Source organism: uncultured Tateyamaria sp. (assembly GCF_947503045.1).
Taxonomy (GTDB): domain Bacteria; phylum Pseudomonadota; class Alphaproteobacteria; order Rhodobacterales; family Rhodobacteraceae; genus Tateyamaria.
This window is the reverse complement of record NZ_CANNCF010000001.1, coordinates 1,567,543-1,592,710: the sequence shown is the minus strand read 5'-3', so window position 1 is coordinate 1,592,710 and position 25,168 is coordinate 1,567,543. Positions and strand designations below refer to the sequence as shown.

Below are 25,168 nucleotides of genomic sequence, written 5' to 3'. Positions count from 1 at the left end.
GGACCAAAAGTGGAACATTTCAATAAAATTCTCTACACCCACCTTTTGCCGTGAGTGGTTAAGGAGTAGTTTACGCAAAACGCCAATTTGGCGGAAAACGGAGAAGGCGCGGGCAGTGTTGGTGTTTTACAAAGCAAAACTGGCGTTTTTGTCGGTGCCCAAGACCGGCACGACCGCCTATGAGGCCGCGCTGCGCGATCACGCGGATCTGGTGATTTCCGAACCGCCTATGCTGAAACATGCACCCGTCTATCGCTACAACCGGTTCGTACGTCCGATGTTTGCCAAGGTGTGCGATGTCGATCTTGAAGTAATGGCGGTGATGCGTGAGCCGATCAGTTGGCTCGGGAGTTGGTGGCGCTATCGCCAGCGTCCATTCATGCAAGGCAAACCCAACGCCACCCATGACATCAGTTTTGACGATTTCGTGCTGGCCTATATGAAGGGCAAAAAGCCCGGTTTCGCCGATGTGGGCAGCCAGTTCAAATTTCTGGAAAGCCAGCCCAACGGCACCCATGTGACCCATCTGTTTCGCTATGAGGACCAGCCGCGCCTGCAACGTTTCCTGAACGAAAGGCTGGGTGTCAGCTTTGAACTTGAGCGGGCAAATGTCTCACCTGACGTGCCGCTAAACCTGAGCACGGACGTGGAGCAGAGATATCGGCGCAAGTTCGGCGAGGAATACGCGCTCTACGAGAGCATTCCGCGGGACTGAACCGCACGCGCCATCAGTGCAGTTGTCGGTGCACCGTTTCAGCCAGATCGTTGAGAGAGAACGGCTTGGGCAGGAACACGGAATTCGGAATGCTGTCCTGCTGATTATTCAGGCGGTCTTCGGCATAGCCGGATACAAACACCACACGCACCTCGGGCCGTTCCTTGAGCGCTTCTCGCACCCAGCTTGGGCCATCCTTGCCTGGCATGACCACGTCCGTAACGAACAAGTCGACGCTCAGGCTTTCATCTTCAAGCGTTTTCAATGCGGCTTCGGCGGATTCGGCCTCAAGCACAGTGTAACCGCGCAGGCGCAGAGCGCGGCTGGCGAAGGCCCGTACAGGTGCTTCGTCCTCCACCAACAGGATCACACCGTCCCCGTGCTTGGGCTCGACCTTGGCTTCGATCTTGGGGGCTTTGACGGGGGTTGAGGCATTGCGCTCGAGGACCGGGAACATGATGGAAAAACAGGTTCCCTCGCCCAAGGTGCTGTCCACAAAGATAAACCCACCGGTCTGCTTGACGATCCCGTAGGCCGTCGACAATCCAAGCCCAGTGCCCTCGCCCGTCCGTTTGGTGGTGTAGAATGGCTCGAACACCTTTTGCAGTTTGTCCGCCGGAATGCCCATGCCGGCATCGATCACCCGCAAGCAGACATAATCGCCAACAGGTACTGTGACGCGATCACGCTCAAGCGGTTCTTTCAGGGTCACGCATTCAGTTTCAATCTCGATCTCGCCGCCATCGGGCATGGCATCGCGCGCGTTCACCACGAGATTCATCAGCACCTGTTCAAGCTGACGTTTGTCGGCACGGATCGGTTTCAGCACCGGATCATGGGACAGCGAAAGACGCACCTTTTCCCCGACAAGGCGGTTCAGCAGATGGGTGAGGTCGGACATGGTGTCGCGCAGATCAAGCTCTTCGGGGCGCAGCGTCTGTTTGCGCGAAAAGGCCAGCAATTGCCCGACAAGCGCGGCGGCGCGATTGGCGTTCTGGTTGATCTGCACCAGATCGCTGTAGTCGGGATCGCCCTGGTCATGGCGCAGCAGCAAAAGATCGCAATGCCCAGAAATCGCGGTGAGCAGGTTGTTGAAATCATGCGCAACACCACCCGCCAACTGGCCAATAGCCTGCATTTTCTGGCTTTGCACAAATTGCGCTTCGAGTGTTTTCAGTTCAGTCGCATCCGCCAGCACCGCCACAATCGAGGTTTCGTCCTGATCGGTCATCCGGTTCAGGGCGACCTGCACAAACATTTCCTTGTCAGTGCGTTTCAGGCGCAGGAATTCGGATTGCTGGACCGCACGGCCCGAGACGGTTTCATCAAGCCAATCGGTGATTGGTCGCCCCAAGCCCTCCATCAGGGTCGAAATATGTATGCCTTCTGCCAGTTCCGCGCCAATCAGATCAGCGCCCTTGCGGTTGAACTTGCGCACATGCCCGTCGGGAGAAAAGCGAACAAGGGGCACGGGCAGGTCTTCGAACGAGGACCAGGTCGCGGACGCATCTTGTGCGTCTCCCTCGCCCGGGGGGAGGAGGTAAATCGCCGTTCGTCCTGCCCCCGCATCAACCTTGGTGGCCAGAACGTTCATCTGCCCTTCGGAGGTTGTGATCTGGTTGGTTGCCCCATAGCGCGGCGGCAGTTCGTCAAAAATCGCATCCAGCGATTTCGAGCGTGATCCGATCAGGCTGCGCGCGCCCTCGTTCATATAGAGGACAGCGCCGGTGCGGCCGATCATCACCATCGGCAGGCTCGGACCATCAGACCCGCGGCCCTGCCCGGTATCGGCAACCGCCTCAAGACGCCACAACTGCCGCTCGCCCTCAAGCGCATGGACAGCCAGACGCATATAGCCCTTCCGCGTCACGATATCCTCGCGGGCCGCGCCATCTTCGGACTTGGCGGCGGTTTGCAGTCGGAAAATGATGCCGCCGGGATTGGCAAACGTGTTGCGCAGCGTGCCCGCCAGTGTTTCACCACGCCGTGTCGAGAACATCTTGCGGGCTGCTGCATTCGCGCGCACGACCTCGCCGTCCATCGTACAGACAAAACTGGGCGAGCCATCTTTTTCAATGAAAGACGCGACCGCCTGCATGACCAGATCGCTTTGCGTGCGCATCCGTCGGGCAGTCATCGTGACTGCAAATCCAAGCCCCATAAGGGCAAGTGAGGCTGCCGCCAAACCCAGTTGAACAAGGGGGGCCGGTGCGAGGATTGCCATGACGCCAAAGAGGACAGCGCCCGCCAACAATCCAAGTGCGCGATATGACCCTGCCTGTGCTACTTGCGAAAGTCGGCTTTGGGAAAGCGCACTGTCAGTCACCGAACACCTCATCTTTATCGATTCGTTCTGCCTCTTTTGCAGTCAAAACGGTTAACCAGCCCTTAAATCCCGCGCAAAATCGACCCGCGCGGGATCAACTGTAGCACAACTTATGCGAATGTCTTTAAACTTTAGGTTGTGGTCGCGAAAAAAATGAGGCCTCAGCCACGCCCCAGATGCGCGACAAAGAATCCGTCGCCCCAGGCATCCACAGGCCAGGTCTGAACATGCGCAAGACGCCAGCCGGAATGACGGGACAAAAACGCATCAACCTGCTGTTCGTTTTCCTCTTTGAGCACCGAGCAGGTCGCATAGATCAGCCGCCCGCCCTGCCCCACATGCGCAACAGCTGCGTCCAGCACCTGCACTTGCATCGCCATCAAGGTCTGCAGCCGGTCCGGGGTCAGCGCCCACTTGGCCTCGGGCGCGCGCCGCCACGTGCCAGCCCCCGAACAGGGCGCATCACACAGGACCAAATCAAACAGGCCCGCTGTGCCAATCTCTTCGGGTGGGCAAATCGCGATCTGATGACCACCGCGTTGCGCCCGGTTTGGCAAATCGCGCATGCGCCCGGCCTCGATATCATGGGCGGTCACGCGCCACCCGGCGACCGCCAGCGCCAGCGATTTCCCGCCGCCACCGGCACAGAAATCCAGCGCCGTCCCGGTGCCGTCGATCCCGGCCATCGCCGCCTGGCTGGAGCCGTCCTGAAGCTCGACCAGACCGTTGAGATAGCTCGGCGCATTGCGCAAGCGGCGCGGGCCTTGCGTGATGCTCAGGGCCGTATCGGCGCGTGGGTTATTCGTCGTTTCGACGCCTTCGGCCTTCAATTGTGCCTGCACCGTCGCCCGGTCGGTTTTCGTCGTGTTCACTCGCAATGTTACGGGCGCGCGTTCGGTGAGGGCTTGTGCTGTGGGCTCGGCCTGCGGATCAAGAGAGGCTTTGAAGGCGTCCACCAGCCAGTCCGGCAGGTCCCAGACATCGCCTTCGGTCGCGGGTGGGTGGCCCGCCGCCATCTCTTCGGGGCTGAGAGGCGGTGGCGCGTGGCCGACACCGTCAAAGAGTGCTGCGATGTCATCTCCCTGATCACGCAACCGTCCGATCATGCGCGCCCGGCCAGAGACACCGCCACCCCGGCAGGCATCGCTGCGCCAATGGCGCAAAGCGTCGTATACATAGTCGCGGATCGCAGCGCGGTCGCCTGAACCGGCAAAGCGGCTGGACCGCGCCCAGCGCGTCAGGGCCTGCTCCGCAGGTTGACCTGCCTGGATCTGATCAAGCAGATCGATCGCCGCTGCGATGCGTGCGCCGGGTGTCACCGGTTACACTTTACATGAGGAACAGCGCACAACATGCTGAAAAATCACATGATCCGATAGTTCGGCGATTCACGTGTGATCTGAACATCATGCACATGGCTTTCCTTGAGGCCCGCGCCGGTGATCTTCACGAAATCGCAGTTCTGGCGCATCTCGTCGACCGTTGCACAACCGGTATAGCCCATCGCCGCGCGCAAGCCCCCGACCAGCTGGTGGATGACTGTGCCAGCAGGACCCTTGTAGGGCACCTGACCTTCGATCCCTTCGGGCACCAGCTTGTCGCTTGCGGCGTCCTTCTGGAAATAGCGATCTGCCGAACCGTTCGCCATTGCGCCCATGCTGCCCATGCCGCGGTAGGATTTGAAGCTGCGGCCTTGGTACAGGATCACCTCGCCTGGGGATTCATCCGTGCCTGCGATCATCGAGCCAACCATGGCGCAGGACGCGCCCGCTGCGATGGCCTTGGCAAAATCGCCCGAGAACTTGATGCCGCCATCGGCGATCACTGGCACATCACCGGCCGCAGCGGCGCAATCCATGATGGCCGTCAGTTGCGGCACACCCACGCCTGCCACCATGCGTGTGGTGCAGATGGACCCGGGGCCAATGCCCACCTTGATCGCATCTGCGCCTGCGTCGATCAGAGCGCGGGTGGCGGCGCCGGTGGCGACGTTCCCGGCGACAATCTGCACTTCGTTGGACAGGGACTTGGCGCGCCGGACGGCATGGGCCACCCCTTCGGAATGGCCATGGGCCGTGTCGATCACAATCATATCGACGCCCGCATCAACCAGCGCCTCGGCCCGCTCAAACCCGGCATCGCCCACAGTCGATGCAGCCGCAACACGCAAACGGCCCAGAGAGTCCTTGCAAGCGGTCGGGTTCAGCACAGCCTGTTCTGTGTCCTTGAGGGTCAACAGCCCGGTCAGCTTGCCCGTCCCGTCCGTCACCAGCAGTTTTTCGATACGGCGGGATTTCATCAGGCTGATCGCCTCGTCCCGGTCAGCAGGTTCGTGCAGGATTGCAAGGTTATCCGTGGTCATCATGACGGACACAGGCGTTGCATCATCCGAGGCAAATCGCATGTCGCGGTTGGTCACGATGCCCAGCACACGGCCCTTTTCATCCACCACCGGAAAGCCTGTCACGCGGTAGCGGTCCTGCAACGCCTTGGCATCAGCCAAAGTCTGGTCGGGGCGCAGGGTGATGGGATTGTAGACGATACCGCTCTCGAACCGTTTTACGCGACGGATTTCGCGGGCCTGTTCCTCGATATCGAGGTTGCGATGCACCACGCCCATGCCCCCCGCCTGCGCCATGGCAATGGCCATGCGCGCCTCGGTCACCGTGTCCATGGCAGAGCTGAGCAGCGGAATGTTCAGCGCAATGGCGCGGGTGACCCGTGTGCGGGTGTCAGCGGTGCTTGGCAGCACGCTGGATGCAGCCGGAACAAGCAGTACGTCATCAAAGGTAAGCGCCTCGCGAATCTCCATGGGGGTCTCCTTGGGGAGGGTTCGTTTGACGATTTCGTATTTCACGGGCGGGCAAAAATGGAAAGCCCTATTGCGCGCCTGAATGGGACGCGCCACGTTGCCGTACATGAACTGCAAAACGCCCACGCAAACGACCCCATTTAACGACACCGAACGCGTGTTCGCGCACGCGGACACTTGCAACATGCGCGGGGTCATACGAGTGGACACACCCAAGGCGCTATGGCTCGCCAGCCACGGCATTCTGGGGATAATCGGCATCGTGGTTTTCCCTAGCTGGGACGCTGCGGCCGTCTTTCTGGTGCTGACGGGTCTCACCGTCTGCGCAGGCCATTCGGTGGGCATGCACCGTCTGCTGATCCATCGCAGTTTTGAAACACACCGCCTGATCGAATATGTCCTGGTGTGGCTGGGCAGCCTTGTCGGGATGGCCGGACCAGTTGGCATGATCCGAACCCACGACATGCGGGACTGGCACCAACGGCAAGAGACGTGCCCGGACCATCCCGCCCATCGCGCCGGATGGTTTCGCGACGCGTGGTGGCAGCTCTCTTGCCGCTATGACCTGACGCATCCGCCGCGCTTTGTCCCCGAGCGTCGTGTGGCCGAGGACCCGGTTTACATATGGATGGAGCGCACCTGGATATTGCAGAACCTGCCCGTTGCCCTGGTGCTGTTTGCCTTTGGCGGCTGGGCATGGGTCCTCTGGGGCATCAGCTTGCGTATCTTTGTCTCGCTGGTCGGTCATTGGTGGATTGGCCATGTCGCCCACCGGTGCGGACATCAGGGCTGGGTCATTGCGGGCCTGCCTGTACAGGGGTTCAACGTGCCGGGTTGCGGGCTCGTGACCTGTGGCGAGAACTGGCATGGCAACCACCACGCCTTCCCCTACTCCGCCCGCCTCGGTGTGGAGCCCGGCCAGACCGACCCGGGCTTCTGGCTGATCTCTGTGCTGGCAGCCTGCAGGCTGGCCTGGGACGTCAAGACACCGGGGGCAGAACCGGATCGGCGGGGACTGACGCGCGTCCAGAATGGGGCTTGCGGCACAGGCGCACGCACGGGCATGGTTCGACCTTATGACCAACACCTATGACACCGGCCGCCTGAACCTGCCCTTTGTCGGCATCTCGACCTTTGGCAAACGCCCTTATGTCGAGGATTGGGACAGTCTGGATGCGGATGTCGCGATCCTTGGCGCGCCCTTTGATGCGGGCACGCAATGGCGCTCGGGTGCGCGGTTCGGGCCGCGCGCGGTGCGCGAGGCATCGACCCTGTTCAGCTTTGGCCACGGCGGGGCCTATGATCACGAAGACGATATAACCTACCTTCCAAACACAGTGCGGATCGTGGATATGGGCGATGCGGACATCATCCACACCGACACGGAAGGGTCGCACCGCAACATCGAGACAGGCGTGCGCGCAGCCCTCGCCTCCGGCGCGCTGCCCGTCACCATCGGCGGGGATCATTCGATCAACATCCCCTGCATCCGCGCCTTTGACGATCAGGGCGACATCCACATCCTGCAGATCGACGCGCATCTGGATTTTGTGGACGAACGCCATGGCGTGCGCCACGGCCACGGCAACCCGATGCGGCGCGCGGCCGAGTGCGACTATGTCACCGGCCTCACCCAGGTCGGGATCCGCAATGTCAGCTCCACCGCGCGCGAAGGCTATGAAGACGCGCGCGCCATGGGCTCGGACATCATATCCGTACGTCAGGCGCGCGATCTGGGCGCACGTGGTGTGATCAACCACATCCCAGCGGGCGCGCGGGTCTATATCACCATCGACATTGACGCCTTCTGCCCCTCGATTGCGCCGGGCACGGGCACGCCCAGCCATGGCGGGTTCCTCTACTATGACGTGCTCGAGATGCTGCAGATCGTGGCACAGCGCCATCACATTTTGGGCATTGATCTGGTCGAAGTCGCCCCGGAATACGACCCGACGGGAAGCACCGCGATCCTCGCGGCACAAGTCTTGATGAACCTGTTGGGGTTCGTGTTTCTCGCCCGAGGGATGTAGGCGAAATGTAGCCCACGCGACGGCTGCTTCACCTCTGCCAAAGTTGAAAATTTCGCCTGATTCAAGTATGCTTGAGGCATTTAAACGTACTTATTTTTAGGACACTGCAACCATGGCAGATATTTTTGACACCATCGATAAATTGACCAAAGCACATGACTATTTCGGCAAGGCAAAGGCCCTGACATCGTCAATCACAACAGTTCTGGACGCGACAAAGATTGATCCGCATGACGTGAGCGCGCTGGAAAAACTGGTGGGCCTCGGCGACAAGGAAACCAAGAAGCTTTACAAAACCCTGAACGCCCGGGCCTCGGCAACAGAAGCGGCAGCAACAGCAAGTTACCCGAAAGTCGAATATGACACGCTGAAGTATTGGACCAAATGGGCCAAAGCACTTGATACGCACGGCGAAGGCAGCAAAGAGGCCAAGAGCACGCGCGACAACTATCTCTGGGCCCTCCAGCAATATGACAAGAAACTGGAAGAGCGGATCGGGTATTGCGGTGCGTTGATTGCGGTCGCAGGCAAGCAGTTGAAGATCTACAAGAACCTGCTGGTCATACATGAGCGCGGCATAAAGGTTGCCAAGGCAACACTGCTGATCGCGCCCGAAGGCAGTGCCAAGACGGCCGCAATGGCCTTTCTGCTCAAGTTCACCAATCTGAGTTCGCCGATCAAGCGGATCAACCGGGCAAACAACAAAATCATCGCCAACGCAAAGGCGGAGCGCACCCGGGTCCAGCCCATCCGAAAAACCAACCAGTCCTTTATCACGTCGATGCAGAAAAAGAACCTGAACGATCTGCTGAAAAAGGCCTTGAAAGCCGTCGGAGTGACGGTTCCGGCGGGATAACCGGAATTCCGGCGGGCAGTGACTTTGACATGACGTATTTGCGCTTTCGTCCAGGCGCCATGGCCCTATGCTGCGGGACAGCGTCACGCAGAGGTCATGTATGTCTAACGATCCGCTTATCGTCTTTACCCCGTCCGGCAAGCGCGGGCATTTCCCCGTTGGCACCCCGATCCTGACGGCGGCGCGCCAGCTTGGCGTTGATCTGGATTCGGTCTGTGGCGGACGGGGCATCTGTTCCAAATGCCAGATCACGCCGGGCCTGGGCGAGTTTGCCAAACACGGCGTCACCGTTGCCCCGGACGCTTTGTCGGACTGGAACGCGGTCGAAGAGCGATACAAATCCAAGCGCGGACTGATCGAAGGCCGCCGTCTGGGCTGTCAGGCCACCGTACAGCGCGATGTGGTCATCGACGTCCCCCCCGAAAGCCAGGTGCACAAGCAGGTTGTGCGCAAACGCGCAGAGGCGCGTGACATCACCATCAACCCCTCAACCAAGCTTTATTATGTCGAGGTGGAAGAGCCCGACATGCACGAACCCTCGGGTGATCTTGAACGGCTGGTGCGTGCACTCGAGGCCGAGTGGGACATTAAGAACATTCACGCCGATCTGCACATTCTGCAGGCCCTGCAACCAACCTTACGCAAGGGCGACTGGAAGGTCACCGTGGCCATCCACCTGGGGGACGCCGAAAACGCACCCCGCATCATGCATATCTGGCCCGGTTACTACGAAGGTACCGTCTATGGGCTGGCCGTCGATCTGGGCTCGACCACTATCGCGGGCCACCTGTGCGACCTGCTCTCGGGCGAGGTGGTTGCCTCGTCGGGTATCATGAACCCGCAGATCCGCTTTGGCGAAGATCTGATGAGCCGGGTGAGCTACGGAATGATGAACCCCGGCGGCGCGCAGGAAATGACCCAAGCGGTGCGCGAAGGCATGGTGTCGCTAATCACCCAGATCGCAACCGAAGGACAGGTCGACAAGCGGCTGATCGTGGATGCGGTCTTCGTGTGCAACCCGGTCATGCACCACCTTCTGCTTGGCATTGATCCGTTCGAGCTGGGTCAGGCCCCCTTTGCACTGGCCACGTCCGGGTCGATCCGGTTGCGCGCGGATGATCTCAACCTCAATATCCATCCCTCGGCGCGCGTCTACCTGCTGCCTTGCATCGCAGGCCATGTGGGTGCCGACGCCGCCGCGGTGGCACTGAGCGAAGCGCCAGACAAGTCCGAAGACCTCGTCCTCGTGGTCGATGTGGGCACCAATGCTGAAATCCTGCTGGGCAACCGCGAAAAGGTGCTGGCCTGTTCCTCGCCCACGGGTCCGGCCTTTGAGGGCGCGCAGATCACTGCTGGCCAACGCGCAGCCCCCGGTGCCATCGAACGGGTCGAGATTGACCCGGCAACCAAGGAACCCCGTTTTCGCATCATCGGGGTCGATGCGTGGTCGGACGAGGACGGCTTTGCAGACGCTGCCGCCGCCTCGGGCATCACCGGGATTTGTGGCTCTGGCATCATCGAGGCGATTGCCGAGATGCGCCTTGCCGGGCTGCTGGACGCCTCGGGTCTGATCGGAAGTGCAACTCAGACCGGAACGTCCCGCTGCATCGCGGATGGGCGCACCCATTCCTACGTCCTGCATGACGGCACCGCCACCGGTGGTCCGCTGATCAGCATCACCAACCCCGACATCCGCGCCATCCAGATGGCCAAGGCCGCGCTCTATTCCGGGGCACGCCTGCTGATGGACAAGTTCGGTGTGGACAGCGTGGACCGGGTTGTGCTGGCCGGGGCCTTTGGCGCGCATATCTCACCTAAACACGCGATGGTGCTGGGCATGATCCCGGACGCACCGCTGGACAAAGTCACCTCGGCTGGCAACGCCGCTGGCACCGGTGCGCGCATTGCTTTGCTCAACCGCGACGCACGGGGCGAGATCGAACAAACGGTGCACCGCATCCACAAGGTCGAAACGGCCATCGAGCCGCGCTTTCAGGAGCATTTCGTGAATGCCTCGGCAATCCCCAATTCCGCCGACCCTTTCCCGATCCTCAACTCCATCGTCACGCTGCCCAATGTCAGCTTTAACGCAGGCGGCGGTGACGAGAGCGGCGGGCGACGCAGGCGGCGGCGCGCATGAGCAACGCGGATCAGGAAGAGTTCTGGGCAGGCGACGCGGGCGACAAATGGGTGGCCCAGCAGGCGCAGATGGACACGCTGTTGCAGCCGGTCCTTGATCTTGTGCTGAACCATGCGGCCCTGCCGGCGGGTGCGCGCGTTTTGGACGTGGGCAGCGGCACCGGGGCCAGTGTGGCGCAGGCGGCCGACGCAGTCGGACCCGACGGCCATGTCACCGGACTTGATATTTCGGACACGATGCTGGCCTTGGCCCGCGCACGGCTGCAGGACCATCCAAATACGGATTGCCTCAAGGCCGACGCACAAACCCATGCCTTTGAGGCGGGCCGCTATGACGTGATGATTTCGCGCTTTGGCGTGATGTTCTTTGCCGACACAACCGCCGCCTTTGCAAATATCGCCCGCGCCCTGACCCCGGGCGCGCCACTGACCTTTGCTGCCTGGGGCCCAGCCCCGCAAAACCCATATTTCATGGAGGCCGCCGCCGCCGCCAAGGACGTCTTTGGCCCGATGGAAAAGATGGACCGTACCCTGCCCGGCCCCTTCGCCTTTGAAGACAGCTCGCGGATTACACCGATGCTGACAAAGGCTGGGTTGACGGATGTCACCTGCAAAGAGCACCGCCTGCATCTCACACCACCCGGTGACTTGCGCGCTGTGGCCGAGCTTTTGTGCCAGATCGGCCCTGCAGAACGGGCCCTGCGTCAGTTCGAGGCCAGCGATGCTGACCGCGCGCGGCTGATCGAAGCCGTCATGGACCGCTACGCCAAATTCGCAGGCGCGACAGGTGTCGAAATCCCGGCCCTGATCAATCTCTATCAGGCCCGCACAACAGCATAGCCTCACGCAAATCCGCTTGACGCCGCGCGCGGCCCTGCCTATCTCGAAAAGCAGCGGCGGGTATGGTGAAAAGGTATCACGGCAGCTTCCCAAGCTTTAGTTACGAGTTCGATTCTCGTTACCCGCTCCAGACACCCCGGCACACAAGACCATGCTTCAAACCGTGATCAGCGTGGCCCCAAACAGCGTCCCATCCTCCTGCTTCATCGGCACGACTTCGCCGAAAAACCTGTGGTTGAATCATAATTCTGTGCAAGGTGGCCCATCTGTCACAATTCTTTTGAGTTGATTGGTTAACCAATCTTCAAGCGCCTCTGCGGCGCGACTGCCACAGCCCGACTCATACTCAAGCAATGGAGCCGACCATGAAAGATATTCCCCTGCACGAAATGTCCCCCGACGACTGGGACGAGATGAACTTCCCCCGCCCCGATGTGCAAGGATTTGACGAGGTGGTCGAAGAAGCGATTTCACGGCGCGGGTTCATGGGCGGCGTGCTGGCCTTTGGATCGGGGGCTGCGGTGATGGGCACGGCGATGCTCAAGGGGACAACGGCGATGGCCGGACAATCCGACCGCTTTGCCTTTGCACAAGTGCCGATCCAGACAGACTCAACCGTCCACGTGCCCGAGGGCTACAACTGGGACGTACTGGTGCGCTGGGGCGATCCGCTGTTTTCCGACGCGCCTGCCTTTGACCCCGCCAATGGTGTCCCGTCAGCCGGATCAGACCGTGTGTTTGGCGAAAACACCGACGGGATGGAACTGTTCAACATCGGCAGCGGCCGCGAGTTGATCGCGGTGAACAGCGAATATGCCAACCGCAAGGAAAACCTGCCCAACAACGAAGATGGCACACCCGCCTCAGCCGAAGACGTGGTGCTGTTGCAGCAATTGCAGGGTGTCACGGTGATGGAAGTCGCCGAAGGCCCAGACGGCTGGGAAGTTGTCGTCGACAGCCCCTACAACCGCCGCATTCACCACAACACGCCGATGGTCATCGACGGCCCCGCCGCCGGTCACGACCTGATGAAGACCGAAGCTGACCCGACCGGCACGGCCTCGCTTGGCACCATGAACAACTGCGGTGCAGGTCGCACGCCCTGGGGCACGTATCTGACCTGCGAAGAAAACTTTAACGGCTATTTCGGCGCCACCGAAGGGTTGCCCACGGACGACGTGCTGGCTGCAGGCTACACCCGCTACGGCGTCAACGAAGACGGATGGGGCTATGACTATCACAAGTGGGACGCCCGCTTTGACGTCAGCAAGAACCCGAACGAACCCCACCGCGTGGGCTATATCGTCGAAATCGACCCCGCTGACCCGGACAGCACACCGGTCAAACACACGGCGCTGGGACGGTTCAAACATGAGAACGCGGCCTATGCGTTGGCCCCTGATGGGCGCGTCGTCATCTACATGGGCGATGATGAGCGGGGCGAGTTCATGTACAAATGGCTCAGCCGTGACAAATACGTGCCCGGTGGCGATACCTCGACCCTGCTGAGCGAAGGCCAGCTCTCCGTGGCCAAGTTCAACACCGACATGTCCGGCGAATGGGTGGCCCTGACCCCCGCCGCCACCGACATGACCGAGGCCGAGATCGCCATGTTCAGCCGTATGGCCGCCTCCAAGGTCGGCGCGACCACAATGGACCGACCCGAATGGGTGGCGGTGAACCCGCGCGCGGTCGAAGGCTATTGCTGCCTGACCAACAACAAGAACCGGGGCGTCAAACCCAATGCCGGGGGCGATGACACCTCGCCCAACGGGCCCAACCCGCGCGAGGCCAACAAATTCGGTCAGATCGTGCGCTGGCGGCCCTCGGGCGACAACCATGCCTCGAACACCTTCGAATGGGATCTCTATGTCATGGCCGGTAACCCCAAGACGCAAGAAGGCCCTTATGCAGGTTCGGCAAACGTCAACGAAGGCAATATGTTCAACTCGCCCGACGGGATGGTGTTTGACAGCACCGGCATCGTGTGGATCCAGACCGATGGCGATGACAGCAACGAGGACGAGTTCGAAGGCATGGGCAACAACCAGATGCTCGCGGGCGACCCGGTCACCGGCGAAATCCGCCGCTTTCTGACCGGGCCGGTCGGGTCCGAAGTGACGGGGCTGACCTGGTCATCGGACAAGCGCACGATGTTTGTCGGCATCCAGCACCCCGACGCGCCGTTCCCCGATGGCGAAGGGTCGCTGCCGCGCTCGTCCATTGTGGTGGTCAAACGGGATGACGGGGCTCTGATCGGCTGATCTGGCGGACATGAACAACGGGAAACGGGCGCACGCGTGTTGCGCCCGTTTTCATGTGGGCTGCGGGACATTCCCGACCCTTTTTGACACATATCAAGGCAGGCCGCGCCTGATCCTTGCATCACTGCCCTCAACGCAGATCAGGAGGGCTCATGACCGACACCCCAAACCCCACGACACAGACCGAGGCTGACCCGTCGGCCCTGTCCGCGCAGGTCGCCGCCTTTGAACACGGCTCTTACCCCTACAAGGACAAGATGGGCCGGTCCGAATACGAAAGCCAGAAGGCTGCGCTGCAGGTCGAACTGCTCAAGGCGCAGCACTGGATTCAGGACACTGGCCAGCGGTTCGTTCTGTTGTTCGAGGGGCGCGATGCCGCCGGCAAAGGGGGCACGATCAAGCGGTTCACCGAACACCTCAACCCGCGTGCGGCCCGGGTCGTGGCGCTGAACAAACCCACCGAACAGGAACGCGGTCAGTGGTTTTTCCAGCGTTATATCAAGCATCTGCCGACCGCAGGTGAGATCGTTCTTTATGATCGGTCCTGGTACAATCGCGCCGGGGTCGAGCGGGTGATGAGCTTTTGCGAGCCCAACGAATACCTCGAATTCATGCGCCAGACGCCTGAGTTTGAACGGATGCTGACCCGCAGTGGCACGCGCCTGTTCAAATACTGGTTTTCAGTCACGCAGGACGAACAGAAACGCCGGTTCGAGGCGCGCGAAACCGACCCCCTGAAACAATGGAAGCTGTCGCCAATCGACCGCGCCAGCCTCGACAAATGGGACGACTATACCGAGGCCAAGGAGGCGATGTTCTTTTACACCAACACCGCTGATGCGCCCTGGACGATCATACGCTCAAACGACAAGAAACGGGCGCGGCTGAACTGCATGCGCCACTTCCTCAGCGGGCTGAACTATCCCGACAAGGACCCCGAGGTCGCGCAGGCTCCGGATGACAAGCTGGTGCATCATGCCGACACGCTGATCCACCAGTCCGAACACATCCTGGCGCGCGCGCTTCATCCCAACAACCGTCGCAGTTGAAAGCAAAGCAATGGCACACACACCCCACGAACTGATCAGCGACTTTCCCGAACATGCAGAAAAGATAGCCGCCCTGCGCCAGAGTGATGCGCATTTTGCGCGGCTGGCGGATGAATACCACAACGTGAACCGCGATGTGCATCGGGCCGAAACAGATGTCGAACCCACATCGGACGAACACATGAGCGAGATGCGTCGCACCCGCATGCGGTTGAAGGACGAGCTGTTTGCGATGCTGTCGGCCTGACGCCGTTCAGGCCCGCGGGCCTCAGCAGGCGATGGCAAGCGGCATGGACGGCACCCGGTGCAGCACCTGCGCCTCGTGCCCGCGCAGCACGCGGCGCGCCGCCTGCATATCGGGTCCATCTGTGCCGAATTCCGGAAACCGCGCGACGATGTCGGCCCGTAAAGGGCTGGTTGGGTGGCACAGGTAGTCGCCAAACAGAAAGCTTTCGCAGGCCAGGCCGTTGGCGGTGACAATCTGGTGATCTTCGAACATGAAATGGACATAGCGCACCCGCGCGCAGGGCACGTGGCGGACCATGTCGCCATCGACCAGCATGTGTGCTGCCACCAGCACTTCGTTGTCGCCGAAATACATCTGGGCGCGCCAGTCATCGATCAGGATGCGGTGCTGGGGTGATACGGTCAGCGTATCATGATTGCCAATCGCGCCGGATAGAATGCGCACAGGCGCAAAGGCGCCACGCCCGGCCACGGTGCGCGTGCCGATCCAGCGGATGCGCTGGGGGCCACGATCGCGGGTTTCGACATAATCGCCGATGGACAGATCCTCGACCCGGACATGACCGCCGGGCACTGCGATCCGCGTCCCCGCCACAAAACAGGGCGGGCCAAAACCGCCAATCGGGAACTGGGTGCTAGTGTTTACAAACGTCTGCGCCGTGACCGTCCCGTCAACCAGCACCGTGCCATCATCAGGTGTAAAATACCGGCTGCCATCGGCAGTGTAGAACGTCACACCGGAAATCGGCGTGCCGCCATCAATGGTGACGGTGTCACCCACCCAGACGGCGGTGACGTTGCTGCCGTTGATCTGATCGCCGCCATCGGCGCGAATGACGCCATCATCATCGGCATCATTGATCTGCATCGTCACGATCACCGCAGTGAACGGCAGCGTCGAAGCGCCCGGATCATAGTTTCCGGCGATGGTCTGCTCGTTGAAGATCGCCATATTGTACCTGTATCGCGACGTGCTTGGCCGAAGCGGCCTGCCGCCTTTGAGATGATACTGGTCGACAACCCCGACAATTTTAGGACAAAAAACAGATAGATTTCGGCAATTTAACGGCTCTGGCAGGCAGCCTTTGGGCACTTATCCCATCAAAACATCGCCGAATTCATCGCGCAAATTGCGCTTGAGCACCTTTCCGGTCGCGTTCCGCGGCAACACATCGGTGAACACCACACGGTCCGGCACCTGCCATCTGGCGATCTTGTCCTCGAAGATGGTCAGCACTTCGGCCTCGGACGGGGTCTGACCCTCGGCGGCCACAGCGATCAGCACGGGCCGTTCGTCCCATTTTTCATGCCGCGCTCCGATGACGGCCGCATCCGCGAGTGCGGGGTGCGAAATAGCGATGTTTTCCAGATCAACCGAGGAAATCCACTCGCCACCGGACTTGATGATGTCCTTGGATCGGTCCTTGATCGACAGGTACCCGTCCGCATCCAGAGTGGCCACGTCGCCGGTGTGAAACCAGCCATCTGTCAGGGTTTCTTCTGCGTTACTTTGGAAATAGGCGTCCAGAATCCATGGTCCACGCACCATCAGATCGCCCTGGGTCACGCCGTCGCGTGGCAATTCGCCGCCGTCTGGACCGACGATCTTGAGATCAACCCCCCAAGGCGGACGCCCCTGGGACTCGCGCAGGCGGTGCTGCTCTTCGGTTGGCAAGTCACCATGTTTGGCCAGCGGCTGGTTGGTGGACCCAAGAGGCGACATTTCAGTCATGCCCCAGGCGTGGACCACTTCGACCCCGTATTGATCACGGAACGCCGCCATCATCGAGGGTGGACAGGCCGACCCGCCCACAACGGTACGCGTGAGGCTTTCGAGCGTTGACCCCGACGCCTTTGCCTCGCCCAGCAGCCCCATCCAGATCGTCGGCACGCCCAATGCGATGCTGACACGGTAAGTGTCGATCAGCGCCACAAGGGACGGCCCATCCAGACCGGGGCCGGGCAGCACCAAGCGTGCGCCCGCCAAGGCGCAGGCATAGGGCGTGCCCCATGCGTTGACATGGAACATAGGCACCACGGGCAGCACAACATCGCGTGCCGAGAACCCGATGCAATCCGGTGCGTTGGAAGCCAGCGCATGCAGAACGGTGGTGCGGTGGGAATAGAGCACGCCCTTGGGGTTGCCTGTCGTGCCGGATGTGTAACAGAGCGACGAGGCGGTTTTTTCCTCGAAATCCGGCCAGTCAAAGTCAGGCGATCCGGTTGCGATCAGATCGTCATAGAAGGTCAGCCCTTCCAGCGTTGCAGCCGCATCCGCGTCCTGCCCGCCCATCAGCACGATATGTTCAACGCATGGGATCTGATCGCGTATCGCGGCCACCAGCGGAACAAAGCTTTTGTCGATGAACAGCACCCGGTCATCGGCATGGGTGATGATGTAGACCAGTTGTTCGGGAAACAGGCGCGGGTTGATCGTGTGGCAGACAAAGCCTGCGCCGGATACGCCAAAGTAAATCTCGAGATGGCGGCGGTTGTTCCATGCGATGGTGGCACAGCGGGTTTGCGGATCAAGGCCCAGACGCGTCAGCGCATCGCCAAGACGGTGGGCGTTGGCACCAACTTCGCCCCAGCTTGTCTCTTCGGTGCCGCCCAGCGTGTTGACGGATATGATCTCGGTTTGCCCGTGAAAGCGGGCGGCGTGGTCCACCATCGACCCGATGGTCAGGGGAATGTTCATCATTTGGCCAAGCATTGTGGCACCTCCCGGTCTTTGTTGTGAGAGGAGGCGTTAAGTGCTCCTCATTGTTGAGGAACCCTGCCAAGCCGCGTGCGCCCATGCAAGCCCGATGAGGGCCTGCATGGGCGCGTGTTGGGTGGGGTTAACCCCGCCTTACGCACAAGTCATCAGCCGCATTGCAGCTCTTTGACGTGCTTCATATTGGCGCGGTTGGCTTCGATATAGGCGATGATGCCTGCCATCACGCTGGGCTGACCCTTGAACCCGTGCCATGGCTTGAAGTGCGGGATGTGCAGGAAGGTCGTCGGATCGCGCCGCAAAAGGTTGGCAAAGACCGACGCGACAAGACGTCCCCCTGCCCCTGTCAGTTTGCCCTGGCCGTGGGCTTCGGCCTCTTGCAGGCAGTAGAACCACAGCGGCGTCTTGGTGAAGCCCTTGTGTTTCAGCACGTCCGGCACCGGGACCGTCTTGGTGCCCAGCTTGGCCGCCAGTTGCTGGCCACTGGCCAGTTGGTAGGTATAGCGGTCGCGCACCATGTTGCGCAGCGCCAGGTTGCGGGACTGATCGAGGGTCAGCGTTTCCTCGATATCGGCCAGCTCGATCGGTGCATGCACAAAAGGCAGGTTGAGCAGCGGCAGACCCAGATGCGGGCCGACGGGGCGCGCCTTTTGCGAGGTCACATCGCCATTCATGCCAAACCACATCGCATAGTCGATATTGCCATCCACCGGGCGTGGGCCAAAGCCGGGCAGCGCAAACAGCCCCTTGGGATCGCCGCCATCGGTCAGCGCATATTGAAACTGCGTCGTGGCATGGCCAAAGCGGTAGCCCGCCCCGGTGAACTCCACCGGCATCACGGGCGCGTCCCAGCCAAAGGGCTGTTCCTTGAGCGCCCAGTCGAGGCAGTCCTGTTCGACAAAGGACGGCAGCAATTCGCACCACACCATCCACTGGTAGTGCAGGCGGATGAACCGGCGGACCTCTTCGAAGTTGCTCAGCTTGGGGCTGACATGATCATGCCAGATGTGCTTGTCGATACCGTCATGGGCGCAGGCCTTGATATCGTCAGCCTCTGCACCGCCTTCGACGCGCTTGGACATGAGCAGGTTGTGCAGCTCGATAAAGATCGCCTGCACTTGTGCGACAATGATGTTCTCGTCATTGCGGAAATCACCGATCAGCGCCTTGCCTGCACAGGTGCGCGCCAGATCCCGGGGGTTGTCCTTGCGGCCAAACACCAGAAACTGCTCGGCCTCACCTGCCCCATATAGATGCGAAGACGCCTCGGGGCCTGCCCCATACACACAGTCCAGATCAAGCGAGGGCGTGCGAATGTTGGGGATCGTGGACGGATCGATCCGCGTGCCCAGAGCGGATGTGGCATCAAGGGTGATGTCGTGATCAACGAACTGACCAAAGAAGGTCATGCCCGCATCCGCAGGCCCGTCCGTGTTTTCATTCACGCCCATGCCCTGGGACAACTCGTCCAGCGCCGCGATGACATCCGCATGAGTGATATTGGTGATGCGCACCGGGTTGGCGGGCATGACCCGGCCAAGGGTTTGGGCAAAGGGCCGCGCCGGCCCGTTGCCATGGATACAGGTTTTTACGAGTTGATCGAGCCGTGTAAGCCCGTGTTGTGTTCCAGCCATAATCAGGCCTCCTATGAATACTAAAAATGAAGAGGCGAAAATATGCGCGCCCCACGGCAACCGTAGAACGCCGGAAATGGTTGACGCAACCGGGGGTTAGGTCAGGTATTCCACCATAGATAGGCATACGCCAGCGAATAATCGCTGACGTATGGACCACTTTCCGCTGGTGGGTTGGCCTTAGTTTCTGTGGGAATGGAGGTAATCGACAAGGGCGCGAGTCGATCCGTCCTTGCCTGTGGCCTCCGCAGTTCCCTCGATCACAGGTTGCAGTGCCGTGGCCAGTTCCTTTCCCAGCTCGACCCCCCATTGATCGTAGGAGTTGATGCCCAGAATGACGCCTTCGACAAAAACCCGATGTTCATAAAGCGCGATGATCTGCCCCAGCGTGAACGGATCAAGACGGGGATAGATCAGCGTGCTTGACGGGCGGTTGCCTGCAAAGACCCGGTGCGCGGCCTGCCGTTCCAACTCCGCACCTTCGAACTTGTCTGCCACCTTGCTGCGCGCCTCGTCGAGATCTCGGCCCCTCAGCAGCGCCTCGGATTGGGCAAAGCAGTTGGCCACCAGCAGATCGTGGTGGTGTTTGAGGTCATCTTCATGGCCTTGGGCGGCGACCATGAACTCGCACGGGATCACGGACGTGCCCTGATGGATCAGTTGATAAAACGCGTGTTGGCCGTTGGTGCCCGGCGCGCCCCAGACGACGGGTCCGCTGTCCACAGGCAGATTGCTGCCATCCATCGCCACGGACTTGCCGTTGGATTCCATTTCCAGTTGCTGCAGGTAGGCGGGCAACTGCCCCAGCCGCTGGTCGTAAGGCAGCACCGCGCGGGTGGCGTGGCCCAGCACCTGACGGTGCCAGATGCCCACAAGGGCAAGCATCAGCGGCATGTTTTCAACGCCTTCGGCAGCGCGGAAGTGGCGGTCCATCTCTTGGCCGCCACGCAAGAAGGCGCGAAAACCCTCGGGGCCGATGGCGATCATCAGGGACAGCCCAATCGGCCCCCACATGGAATAGCGCCCGCCAACCCAATCCTCGAAGCCAAAGACCCGCTCGCCCGGAATGCCAAAATCGGCGGTTTTCTCTTCAGACGTCGACAAGGCGCAGAACTGCGCAGACGGATCGCCGCCGTGATCTTTCATCCACGCCCGCGCGGTGCGGGCATTGGTCATGGTTTCGATTGTTGTGAAGGTTTTGGAGGCCACGATGACAAGCGTGGTCTTGGCGTCCAGTTCACGCAGCACATCCGCGATATGGGCGCCGTCCACGTTGGACACGAAATGACAGCGCGGCCCGTCGCGATAGGGCGACAGGGCCTGCACCGCCATGGCTGGTCCCAGATCAGAGCCACCGATGCCGATATTGACCACATCGGTGATGGTGCTGCTGCGCACCTCGTCGGCATAGGCAGCCATGCGGTCGAGCGTGGACAGGACTTCGGGCATCACATCAACGCCGTCGACCATCACCGGATCGCCATCGAGGTTTCGTAACGCGGTGTGCAGCACCGCGCGCCCCTCCGTCTCGTTGATCTTTTCCCCTGCAAACATCGCATCGCGCCGCGCGGCAACCCCTGCCCCCTCGGCCAGCGCGAGCAGCATCGCGCGGGTGCCGGCGTCGATATTGGTCTTGGCGTAATCAAAGCGCATGAACTGCGTTTGCACAGCGAAATCATCCGCGCGGGCGTCGTCAAACAGATCAAGGATTTGGCGGCCAGCGATGCTTGCCGCCTTGGATTTGAGGTCATTCCACATGATGCTTACTCCGCCCAGTGGACGATCAGGCCGTCCATGACTGCATTGATGGGAGCCTCAAGCGGGGACATCGATTGCGCGGCCTCAAGGGCGCGGCGTTTCTCGTCGCCGTAGATCACGAGGTGTTTCGCCATCGCACCTGCAAGGGCGCGGCCCGAAAAGGAAATCCGCGGCTCTTGCCCCGCGACCGAGACGGGCACAACCAGCGGCGCATCATCGGCCATCATCCGGTCCAGCCCCTCGGCGCCGGGAAAGAGCGAGGCGGTGTGCATATCCGCACCCATCCCCAAGAGCAGCAGCGAGATCGGCATCTGATCGGCCAGCTTTTCAGACAGGGCCGGTGCCGCAGTTTCCGGCGTTTGACCTGGCATGTGGAACGGGATGAATGTGGCAGCCGCCGCGCGATCCACGAACAGGTGTTCCTTCAGCAGCTTGGCATTTGAGCGGTCGTGATCCTCGGGCACCCAGCGTTCGTCACTGAGCATCACATGCACCCGGTCCCATTCCAGCGCCGCCGCGCACAAGGAATCAAATATCGGCCCCGGCGTCGTACCGCCGGGTACCACAAATGAGGACCATTCATGGACCAGCAGACAGTTCTTCAATTCGCTGGCCAACTCGTCCGCCAGCCCCATGGCCAGCATTTCACGATCGGGATATTCCTGCAGTCTCATGAGGCCACCTTTCGCCAAACTCGGGTGTCACGGGCAAGCAGTTGCACGGCATCCACCGGGCCCTCGCTGCCACTGTCATAGATTTTCGGCACGTCGCCGCGCGTGTCCCAGCCGTCGATGATCGGATCAGTCCAGGCCCACGCTGCTTCGACCTCGTCACCGCGCATGAACAGGGTCTGGTTGCCACGGATCACATCCATGATCAGCCGCTCATAGGCATCGGTCTGATCGCCATTCTCGCCCAATGCCTCGGCAAAAGACATATCGAGCGGCACGTCGATCAGGCGCATGCCACCGGGGCCCGGTTCCTTGATCGTCACGCCCAGCGTCATGCCCTCATCCGGTTGCAGACGGATCGACAGGACGTTGCGGTGATCCTCTTGCTCGCCAAAGATCGAGTGGTTGAGGGCCTTGAAGACCACAACGATCTCGGAACACCGCGCCTTGAGGCGCTTGCCGGTGCGCAAGTAAAACGGGGTGCCCGCCCAACGCCAGTTGCTGACGCCAACCTTCATCGCGATATAGCTTTCGGTGCGCGAGCGCGCATCGCCCACCTCTTCGCGGAAACTGGGCCCTTCGTCGCCTGCATCATATTGACCGCGCACGATGTGATGGGGCTCCACGTCGTCCAAAGCGCGGATCACCTTCAGCTTTTCGTCACGCACCGCATCCGGATTGAACTGGCTGGGCGGCTCCATCGCGATCAGGCACAGCAGTTGCATCAGGTGGTTCTGGACCATGTCCCGCATGGCACCCGATTTGTCGTAATATTCGCCCCTACCCCCGACACCGACGGTTTCGGCCACCGTGATCTGGATATGATCGACATATTGGCTGTTCCAGAGCGGTTCGAACAGCATGTTGCCAAAGCGGACCGCCATAAGGTTCTGCACCGTTTCCTTGCCCAGATAATGGTCGATCCGATAGATTTGGCTTTCGTCGAAAAAAGCAGCCAGATCGCGATTGAGTTCCTTTGCCGAGGCCAGATCGCGGCCAAAGGGTTTTTCGACAACGATGCGGCTGTCCTCATCCGTCAGACCGTGCTGGTTCAGCCGCTCCGCCAGATCGCCAAACAGACTGGGGGCCACGGAAAAGTAAAAGGCGTGGACTGTGCCTGCGCGCATCAGAGCGGCCAGCTCGCGCCAACCTGCCTCGCCGCGTGCGTCGATGGGCACGTAATGCAGCCGTTCGAGAAAAGCGGCCAGTTTGCCATCGGCCTTGGTCTCTTCACCGCCGAATTCACGCACCGCCTCACCTACGAAGTCGCGATAAGAGGCGGAATCCATGTCACTGCGCGCGGCCCCGACCACCGCCGCATCAGGGGGCATTTGCCCGGCGCAGAAACGGCGGAACAGGCCCGGCAGAATCTTGCGACGCGCCAGATCGCCCGTCCCCCCAAAGATCACCAGATCAAATGTTTTGACCGGAATGACGCGCGACACCATGGCTCATGCTCCTAGCAATGTTTGCGCAAACATAATCAGTTTCAACAGGGTACTCAACGCCGAAACGCGCAGTGCGACCCATATGCCTCAATGCCTATCACAAAGCTGTCAGCCCGTCAGGAGGTGCCTTTCCCCAAGCGATCTGACGCCGTAGGACTGTGCTTAAACCGAGGCAGCGATACGACAGGACACATGCGATGAAAGACCTCGCCAATATCGGCAAGTTCGAAGACCCCTATCTGACGGCAAAGGGCGAACAACGGGCCACGGTCGCGCTGAGCCATCCCGAGACGCTGTGGTTCAACACAGGTACGCTGTGCAATATCACCTGCACCAATTGTTATATCGAAAGCTCACCCACCAACGACGCGCTGGTCTATATGACCGCCGATGAGGTGAGCGACTACCTGGACCAACTTGAGACCCGTCAGTGGAATGTCCGCGAGATCGCGTTTACGGGTGGCGAGCCATTCATGAACCCGGCTTGCGTCGACATGCTGGAACGCTCACTGGCCCGTGGCTATGAGGTGCTGGTGCTGACCAATGCAATGGCCCCGATGATGCGTCCAAGCGTGCGTAGCGGGATCGCCGATCTGGTGGCGCGGTATGGGGCCAAGATCACCTTTCGCGTCAGCCTTGATCACCATGCCGCCCGCGTGCACGACGCTGAACGCGGTGTCGGTGCGTTTGCCAAGACCATGCGCGGTATGTGCTGGCTCGCCGAGATCGGGGCGCGCATGGCCGTTGCCGGGCGCATCGAGATGGCCGAAAGCGAATCCGAGGCACGCGCAGGCTATGCGGCGCTATTTGCGCAGCACGGCTGGGACATTGACGCAGCGGACCCTGGCATGACCGTGCTGTTTCCCGAAATGGATGAAGGTGTGGAAGTGCCTGAAATCACAAGCGCGTGCTGGTCGATTCTGAACAAACACCCCGAAGCGGTGATGTGTTCGTCGTCGCGCATGGTGGTCAAGCGCAAGGGTGCGGAGCGCCCTGCGGTGCTGGCGTGCACGCTGCTGCCCTATGATCCGCAGTTCGAATTGGGCGCGACGCTACGGGAGGCCGAACGGGACGTGGCGCTGAACCACCCCCATTGTTCCAAGTTCTGTGTGCTGGGCGGGGCCTCCTGTTCGGCGTGAGCCTGACTGATCCAACGGACGCTTGCGCGACGACATTGTTTTAGGGGGCTCTGCCCCCGTCCCTTGCGGGACTCCCCCGGGATTTTTTTAAAACAGAGAATGAGCTGCGCTCAGGACGAATTTGTGGTGGTTGCGCCCTCAGTGCAGGGTGAATTCGCCTGTCACGTGCCGCCATTCGCCCGACGACAGCATCTTGCGATGGGTGAAGCGGACCGAATGCAGCGGCCCCTCGATCTCGGCCTTCCAGAAATCGATGAACGTCAGCAGTTTGGGATGGTCCGGTGCGATGTCATAGTCCTGCCAGACAAAGGTGTTCAGCACATGGGTGTAGTCCGGCATGTGATAGAAGAACTCCGCCGTGGTCAGCCCATAACCTTTCAGCATCAGTTCGGTTTCGTTCTGCTCCATTTTTTGACCTCTTTTTGTTGCGCTCATCTCATTTGAGCCTGAGAAAGATTAATAATCAACAAAAACAGCGTTTTAGCAGCCCAAAGCGGCGACTGCTAACATGTGGCGCGGTCAGGC

Annotated in this window: 20 protein-coding genes and 1 tRNA gene; 11 read left to right on the top strand and 10 right to left on the bottom strand. The window is 60.7% G+C overall.

All coding sequences use genetic code 11. The annotated features are described in order from the left end of the window. Positions 1–115: 115 nt before the first annotated feature. A complete protein-coding gene (locus tag Q1A89_RS08000) occupies positions 116–715 on the top strand; it encodes a gamma-glutamyl kinase (RefSeq protein ID WP_299725762.1) in 600 nt (199 codons plus the stop codon). Between the two features lie 13 nt (positions 716–728). Here the strand turns inward: Q1A89_RS08000 and Q1A89_RS07995 are convergent, their stop codons facing one another. The 3 genes from Q1A89_RS07995 to guaB all read right to left on the bottom strand — a co-directional run bounded on the left by Q1A89_RS07995 (position 729) and on the right by guaB (position 5,853). After that, on the bottom strand, positions 729–2,939 hold the full coding sequence (locus Q1A89_RS07995; protein WP_299725759.1) for an ATP-binding protein: 2,211 nt from the start codon (positions 2,937–2,939) through the stop codon (positions 729–731). 263 nt (positions 2,940–3,202) lie between these two features. Beyond that, positions 3,203–4,360 carry an RsmB/NOP family class I SAM-dependent RNA methyltransferase gene (locus Q1A89_RS07990; protein ID WP_299725756.1) on the bottom strand — a complete coding sequence of 386 codons (1,158 nt, stop codon included), beginning with the start codon at positions 4,358–4,360 and terminating at the stop codon, positions 3,203–3,205. 44 nt (positions 4,361–4,404) lie between these two features. After that, positions 4,405–5,853 (bottom strand): IMP dehydrogenase, encoded by a 1,449-nt coding sequence (guaB, locus tag Q1A89_RS07985; RefSeq protein WP_299725753.1) that lies wholly within the window; start codon positions 5,851–5,853, stop codon positions 4,405–4,407. 202 nt (positions 5,854–6,055) lie between these two features. On the opposite strand from guaB, the gene Q1A89_RS07980 reads away from it, so the two are divergent. The 9 genes from Q1A89_RS07980 to Q1A89_RS07940 all read left to right on the top strand — a co-directional run bounded on the left by Q1A89_RS07980 (position 6,056) and on the right by Q1A89_RS07940 (position 15,278). After that, a complete protein-coding gene (locus tag Q1A89_RS07980; protein WP_299725750.1) occupies positions 6,056–6,946 on the top strand; it encodes an acyl-CoA desaturase in 891 nt (296 codons plus the stop codon). After that, positions 6,930–7,883, top strand: a complete 954-nt coding sequence (speB, locus tag Q1A89_RS07975) for an agmatinase (protein WP_299725747.1) — start codon at positions 6,930–6,932, stop codon at positions 7,881–7,883. Before Q1A89_RS07980 ends, speB begins: the two co-directional genes overlap by 17 nt. 112 nt (positions 7,884–7,995) lie before the next feature. Then, on the top strand, positions 7,996–8,739 hold the full coding sequence (locus Q1A89_RS07970; protein WP_299725744.1) for a hypothetical protein: 744 nt from the start codon (positions 7,996–7,998) through the stop codon (positions 8,737–8,739). A 100-nt stretch (positions 8,740–8,839) separates the two neighbouring features. After that, positions 8,840–10,879, top strand: coding sequence for an ASKHA domain-containing protein (locus Q1A89_RS07965; RefSeq protein ID WP_299725741.1), 2,040 nt, complete (start codon positions 8,840–8,842; stop codon positions 10,877–10,879). Further along, positions 10,876–11,718 carry a class I SAM-dependent methyltransferase gene (locus Q1A89_RS07960; RefSeq protein ID WP_299725738.1) on the top strand — a complete coding sequence of 281 codons (843 nt, stop codon included), beginning with the start codon at positions 10,876–10,878 and terminating at the stop codon, positions 11,716–11,718. The genes Q1A89_RS07965 and Q1A89_RS07960 overlap by 4 nt, the downstream gene beginning before the upstream one ends. Before the next feature lie 56 nt (positions 11,719–11,774). Continuing rightward, a tRNA-Gly gene (locus tag Q1A89_RS07955) sits at positions 11,775–11,848 on the top strand. A 235-nt stretch (positions 11,849–12,083) separates the two neighbouring features. Continuing rightward, complete coding sequence (locus tag Q1A89_RS07950; protein ID WP_299725735.1) at positions 12,084–13,982, top strand: PhoX family phosphatase; 1,899 nt, start codon at positions 12,084–12,086, stop codon at positions 13,980–13,982. Between the two features lie 152 nt (positions 13,983–14,134). Next, positions 14,135–15,031, top strand: coding sequence for a polyphosphate kinase 2 (gene ppk2, locus Q1A89_RS07945; protein ID WP_299725732.1), 897 nt, complete (start codon positions 14,135–14,137; stop codon positions 15,029–15,031). Positions 15,032–15,041: 10 nt separating this feature from the next. Continuing rightward, positions 15,042–15,278: a DUF465 domain-containing protein gene (locus Q1A89_RS07940; RefSeq protein ID WP_299725729.1), complete on the top strand. Its 237-nt coding sequence runs from the start codon at positions 15,042–15,044 to the stop codon at positions 15,276–15,278. 21 nt (positions 15,279–15,299) lie between these two features. Here Q1A89_RS07940 and Q1A89_RS07935 read toward each other — a convergent pair whose 3' ends face one another. From Q1A89_RS07935 to zwf, 6 genes are all read right to left on the bottom strand, one after another. After that, on the bottom strand, positions 15,300–16,229 hold the full coding sequence (locus Q1A89_RS07935; RefSeq protein WP_299725726.1) for a Hint domain-containing protein: 930 nt from the start codon (positions 16,227–16,229) through the stop codon (positions 15,300–15,302). Positions 16,230–16,370: 141 nt separating this feature from the next. Continuing rightward, the gene (locus Q1A89_RS07930) at positions 16,371–17,990 is read right to left on the bottom strand and encodes a long-chain fatty acid--CoA ligase (RefSeq protein WP_299725723.1); all 1,620 of its coding nucleotides are present in this window, start codon (positions 17,988–17,990) and stop codon (positions 16,371–16,373) included. A gap of 152 nt (positions 17,991–18,142) precedes the next feature. Further along, on the bottom strand, positions 18,143–19,627 hold the full coding sequence (locus Q1A89_RS07925; protein ID WP_299725721.1) for a peroxidase family protein: 1,485 nt from the start codon (positions 19,625–19,627) through the stop codon (positions 18,143–18,145). 180 nt (positions 19,628–19,807) lie between these two features. After that, positions 19,808–21,385: a glucose-6-phosphate isomerase gene (gene pgi, locus Q1A89_RS07920; protein WP_299725719.1), complete on the bottom strand. Its 1,578-nt coding sequence runs from the start codon at positions 21,383–21,385 to the stop codon at positions 19,808–19,810. 5 nt (positions 21,386–21,390) lie between these two features. Continuing rightward, on the bottom strand, positions 21,391–22,059 hold the full coding sequence (pgl, locus tag Q1A89_RS07915; protein WP_299725716.1) for a 6-phosphogluconolactonase: 669 nt from the start codon (positions 22,057–22,059) through the stop codon (positions 21,391–21,393). After that, complete coding sequence (gene zwf / locus Q1A89_RS07910) at positions 22,056–23,504, bottom strand: glucose-6-phosphate dehydrogenase (protein ID WP_299725713.1); 1,449 nt, start codon at positions 23,502–23,504, stop codon at positions 22,056–22,058. Before zwf ends, pgl begins: the two co-directional genes overlap by 4 nt. A 197-nt stretch (positions 23,505–23,701) precedes the next feature. Between zwf and Q1A89_RS07905 the strand changes: the two genes are divergently transcribed. Then, the gene (locus Q1A89_RS07905; RefSeq protein ID WP_299725710.1) at positions 23,702–24,643 is read left to right on the top strand and encodes a radical SAM protein; all 942 of its coding nucleotides are present in this window, start codon (positions 23,702–23,704) and stop codon (positions 24,641–24,643) included. A 138-nt stretch (positions 24,644–24,781) separates the two neighbouring features. On the opposite strand, the gene Q1A89_RS07900 is transcribed toward Q1A89_RS07905, so the two are convergent. Then, positions 24,782–25,051, bottom strand: coding sequence for an usg protein (locus Q1A89_RS07900; protein ID WP_299725707.1), 270 nt, complete (start codon positions 25,049–25,051; stop codon positions 24,782–24,784). Positions 25,052–25,168: the final 117 nt, after the last annotated feature.

What these genes read in the sequence shown, in the direction of transcription:
- pgi (WP_299725719.1), bottom strand. Translation starts at nt 21,385, where the DNA reads ATGTGGAATGACCTCAAATCCAAGGCGGCAAGCATCGCTGGCCGCCAA.
- ppk2 (WP_299725732.1), top strand. Translation starts at nt 14,135, where the DNA reads ATGACCGACACCCCAAACCCCACGACACAGACCGAGGCTGACCCGTCG.
- Q1A89_RS07970 (WP_299725744.1), top strand. Translation starts at nt 7,996, where the DNA reads ATGGCAGATATTTTTGACACCATCGATAAATTGACCAAAGCACATGAC.
- pgl (WP_299725716.1), bottom strand. Translation starts at nt 22,059, where the DNA reads ATGAGACTGCAGGAATATCCCGATCGTGAAATGCTGGCCATGGGGCTG.
- Q1A89_RS07940 (WP_299725729.1), top strand. Translation starts at nt 15,042, where the DNA reads ATGGCACACACACCCCACGAACTGATCAGCGACTTTCCCGAACATGCA.
- Q1A89_RS07960 (WP_299725738.1), top strand. Translation starts at nt 10,876, where the DNA reads ATGAGCAACGCGGATCAGGAAGAGTTCTGGGCAGGCGACGCGGGCGAC.
- Q1A89_RS07905 (WP_299725710.1), top strand. Translation starts at nt 23,702, where the DNA reads ATGAAAGACCTCGCCAATATCGGCAAGTTCGAAGACCCCTATCTGACG.
- speB (WP_299725747.1), top strand. Translation starts at nt 6,930, where the DNA reads ATGACCAACACCTATGACACCGGCCGCCTGAACCTGCCCTTTGTCGGC.
- zwf (WP_299725713.1), bottom strand. Translation starts at nt 23,504, where the DNA reads ATGGTGTCGCGCGTCATTCCGGTCAAAACATTTGATCTGGTGATCTTT.
- Q1A89_RS07995 (WP_299725759.1), bottom strand. Translation starts at nt 2,939, where the DNA reads ATGGCAATCCTCGCACCGGCCCCCCTTGTTCAACTGGGTTTGGCGGCA.
- Q1A89_RS07900 (WP_299725707.1), bottom strand. Translation starts at nt 25,051, where the DNA reads ATGGAGCAGAACGAAACCGAACTGATGCTGAAAGGTTATGGGCTGACC.
- Q1A89_RS07930 (WP_299725723.1), bottom strand. Translation starts at nt 17,990, where the DNA reads ATGCTTGGCCAAATGATGAACATTCCCCTGACCATCGGGTCGATGGTG.
- Q1A89_RS07925 (WP_299725721.1), bottom strand. Translation starts at nt 19,627, where the DNA reads ATGGCTGGAACACAACACGGGCTTACACGGCTCGATCAACTCGTAAAA.
- Q1A89_RS07965 (WP_299725741.1), top strand. Translation starts at nt 8,840, where the DNA reads ATGTCTAACGATCCGCTTATCGTCTTTACCCCGTCCGGCAAGCGCGGG.
- guaB (WP_299725753.1), bottom strand. Translation starts at nt 5,853, where the DNA reads ATGGAGATTCGCGAGGCGCTTACCTTTGATGACGTACTGCTTGTTCCG.
- Q1A89_RS07950 (WP_299725735.1), top strand. Translation starts at nt 12,084, where the DNA reads ATGAAAGATATTCCCCTGCACGAAATGTCCCCCGACGACTGGGACGAG.
- Q1A89_RS07935 (WP_299725726.1), bottom strand. Translation starts at nt 16,229, where the DNA reads ATGGCGATCTTCAACGAGCAGACCATCGCCGGAAACTATGATCCGGGC.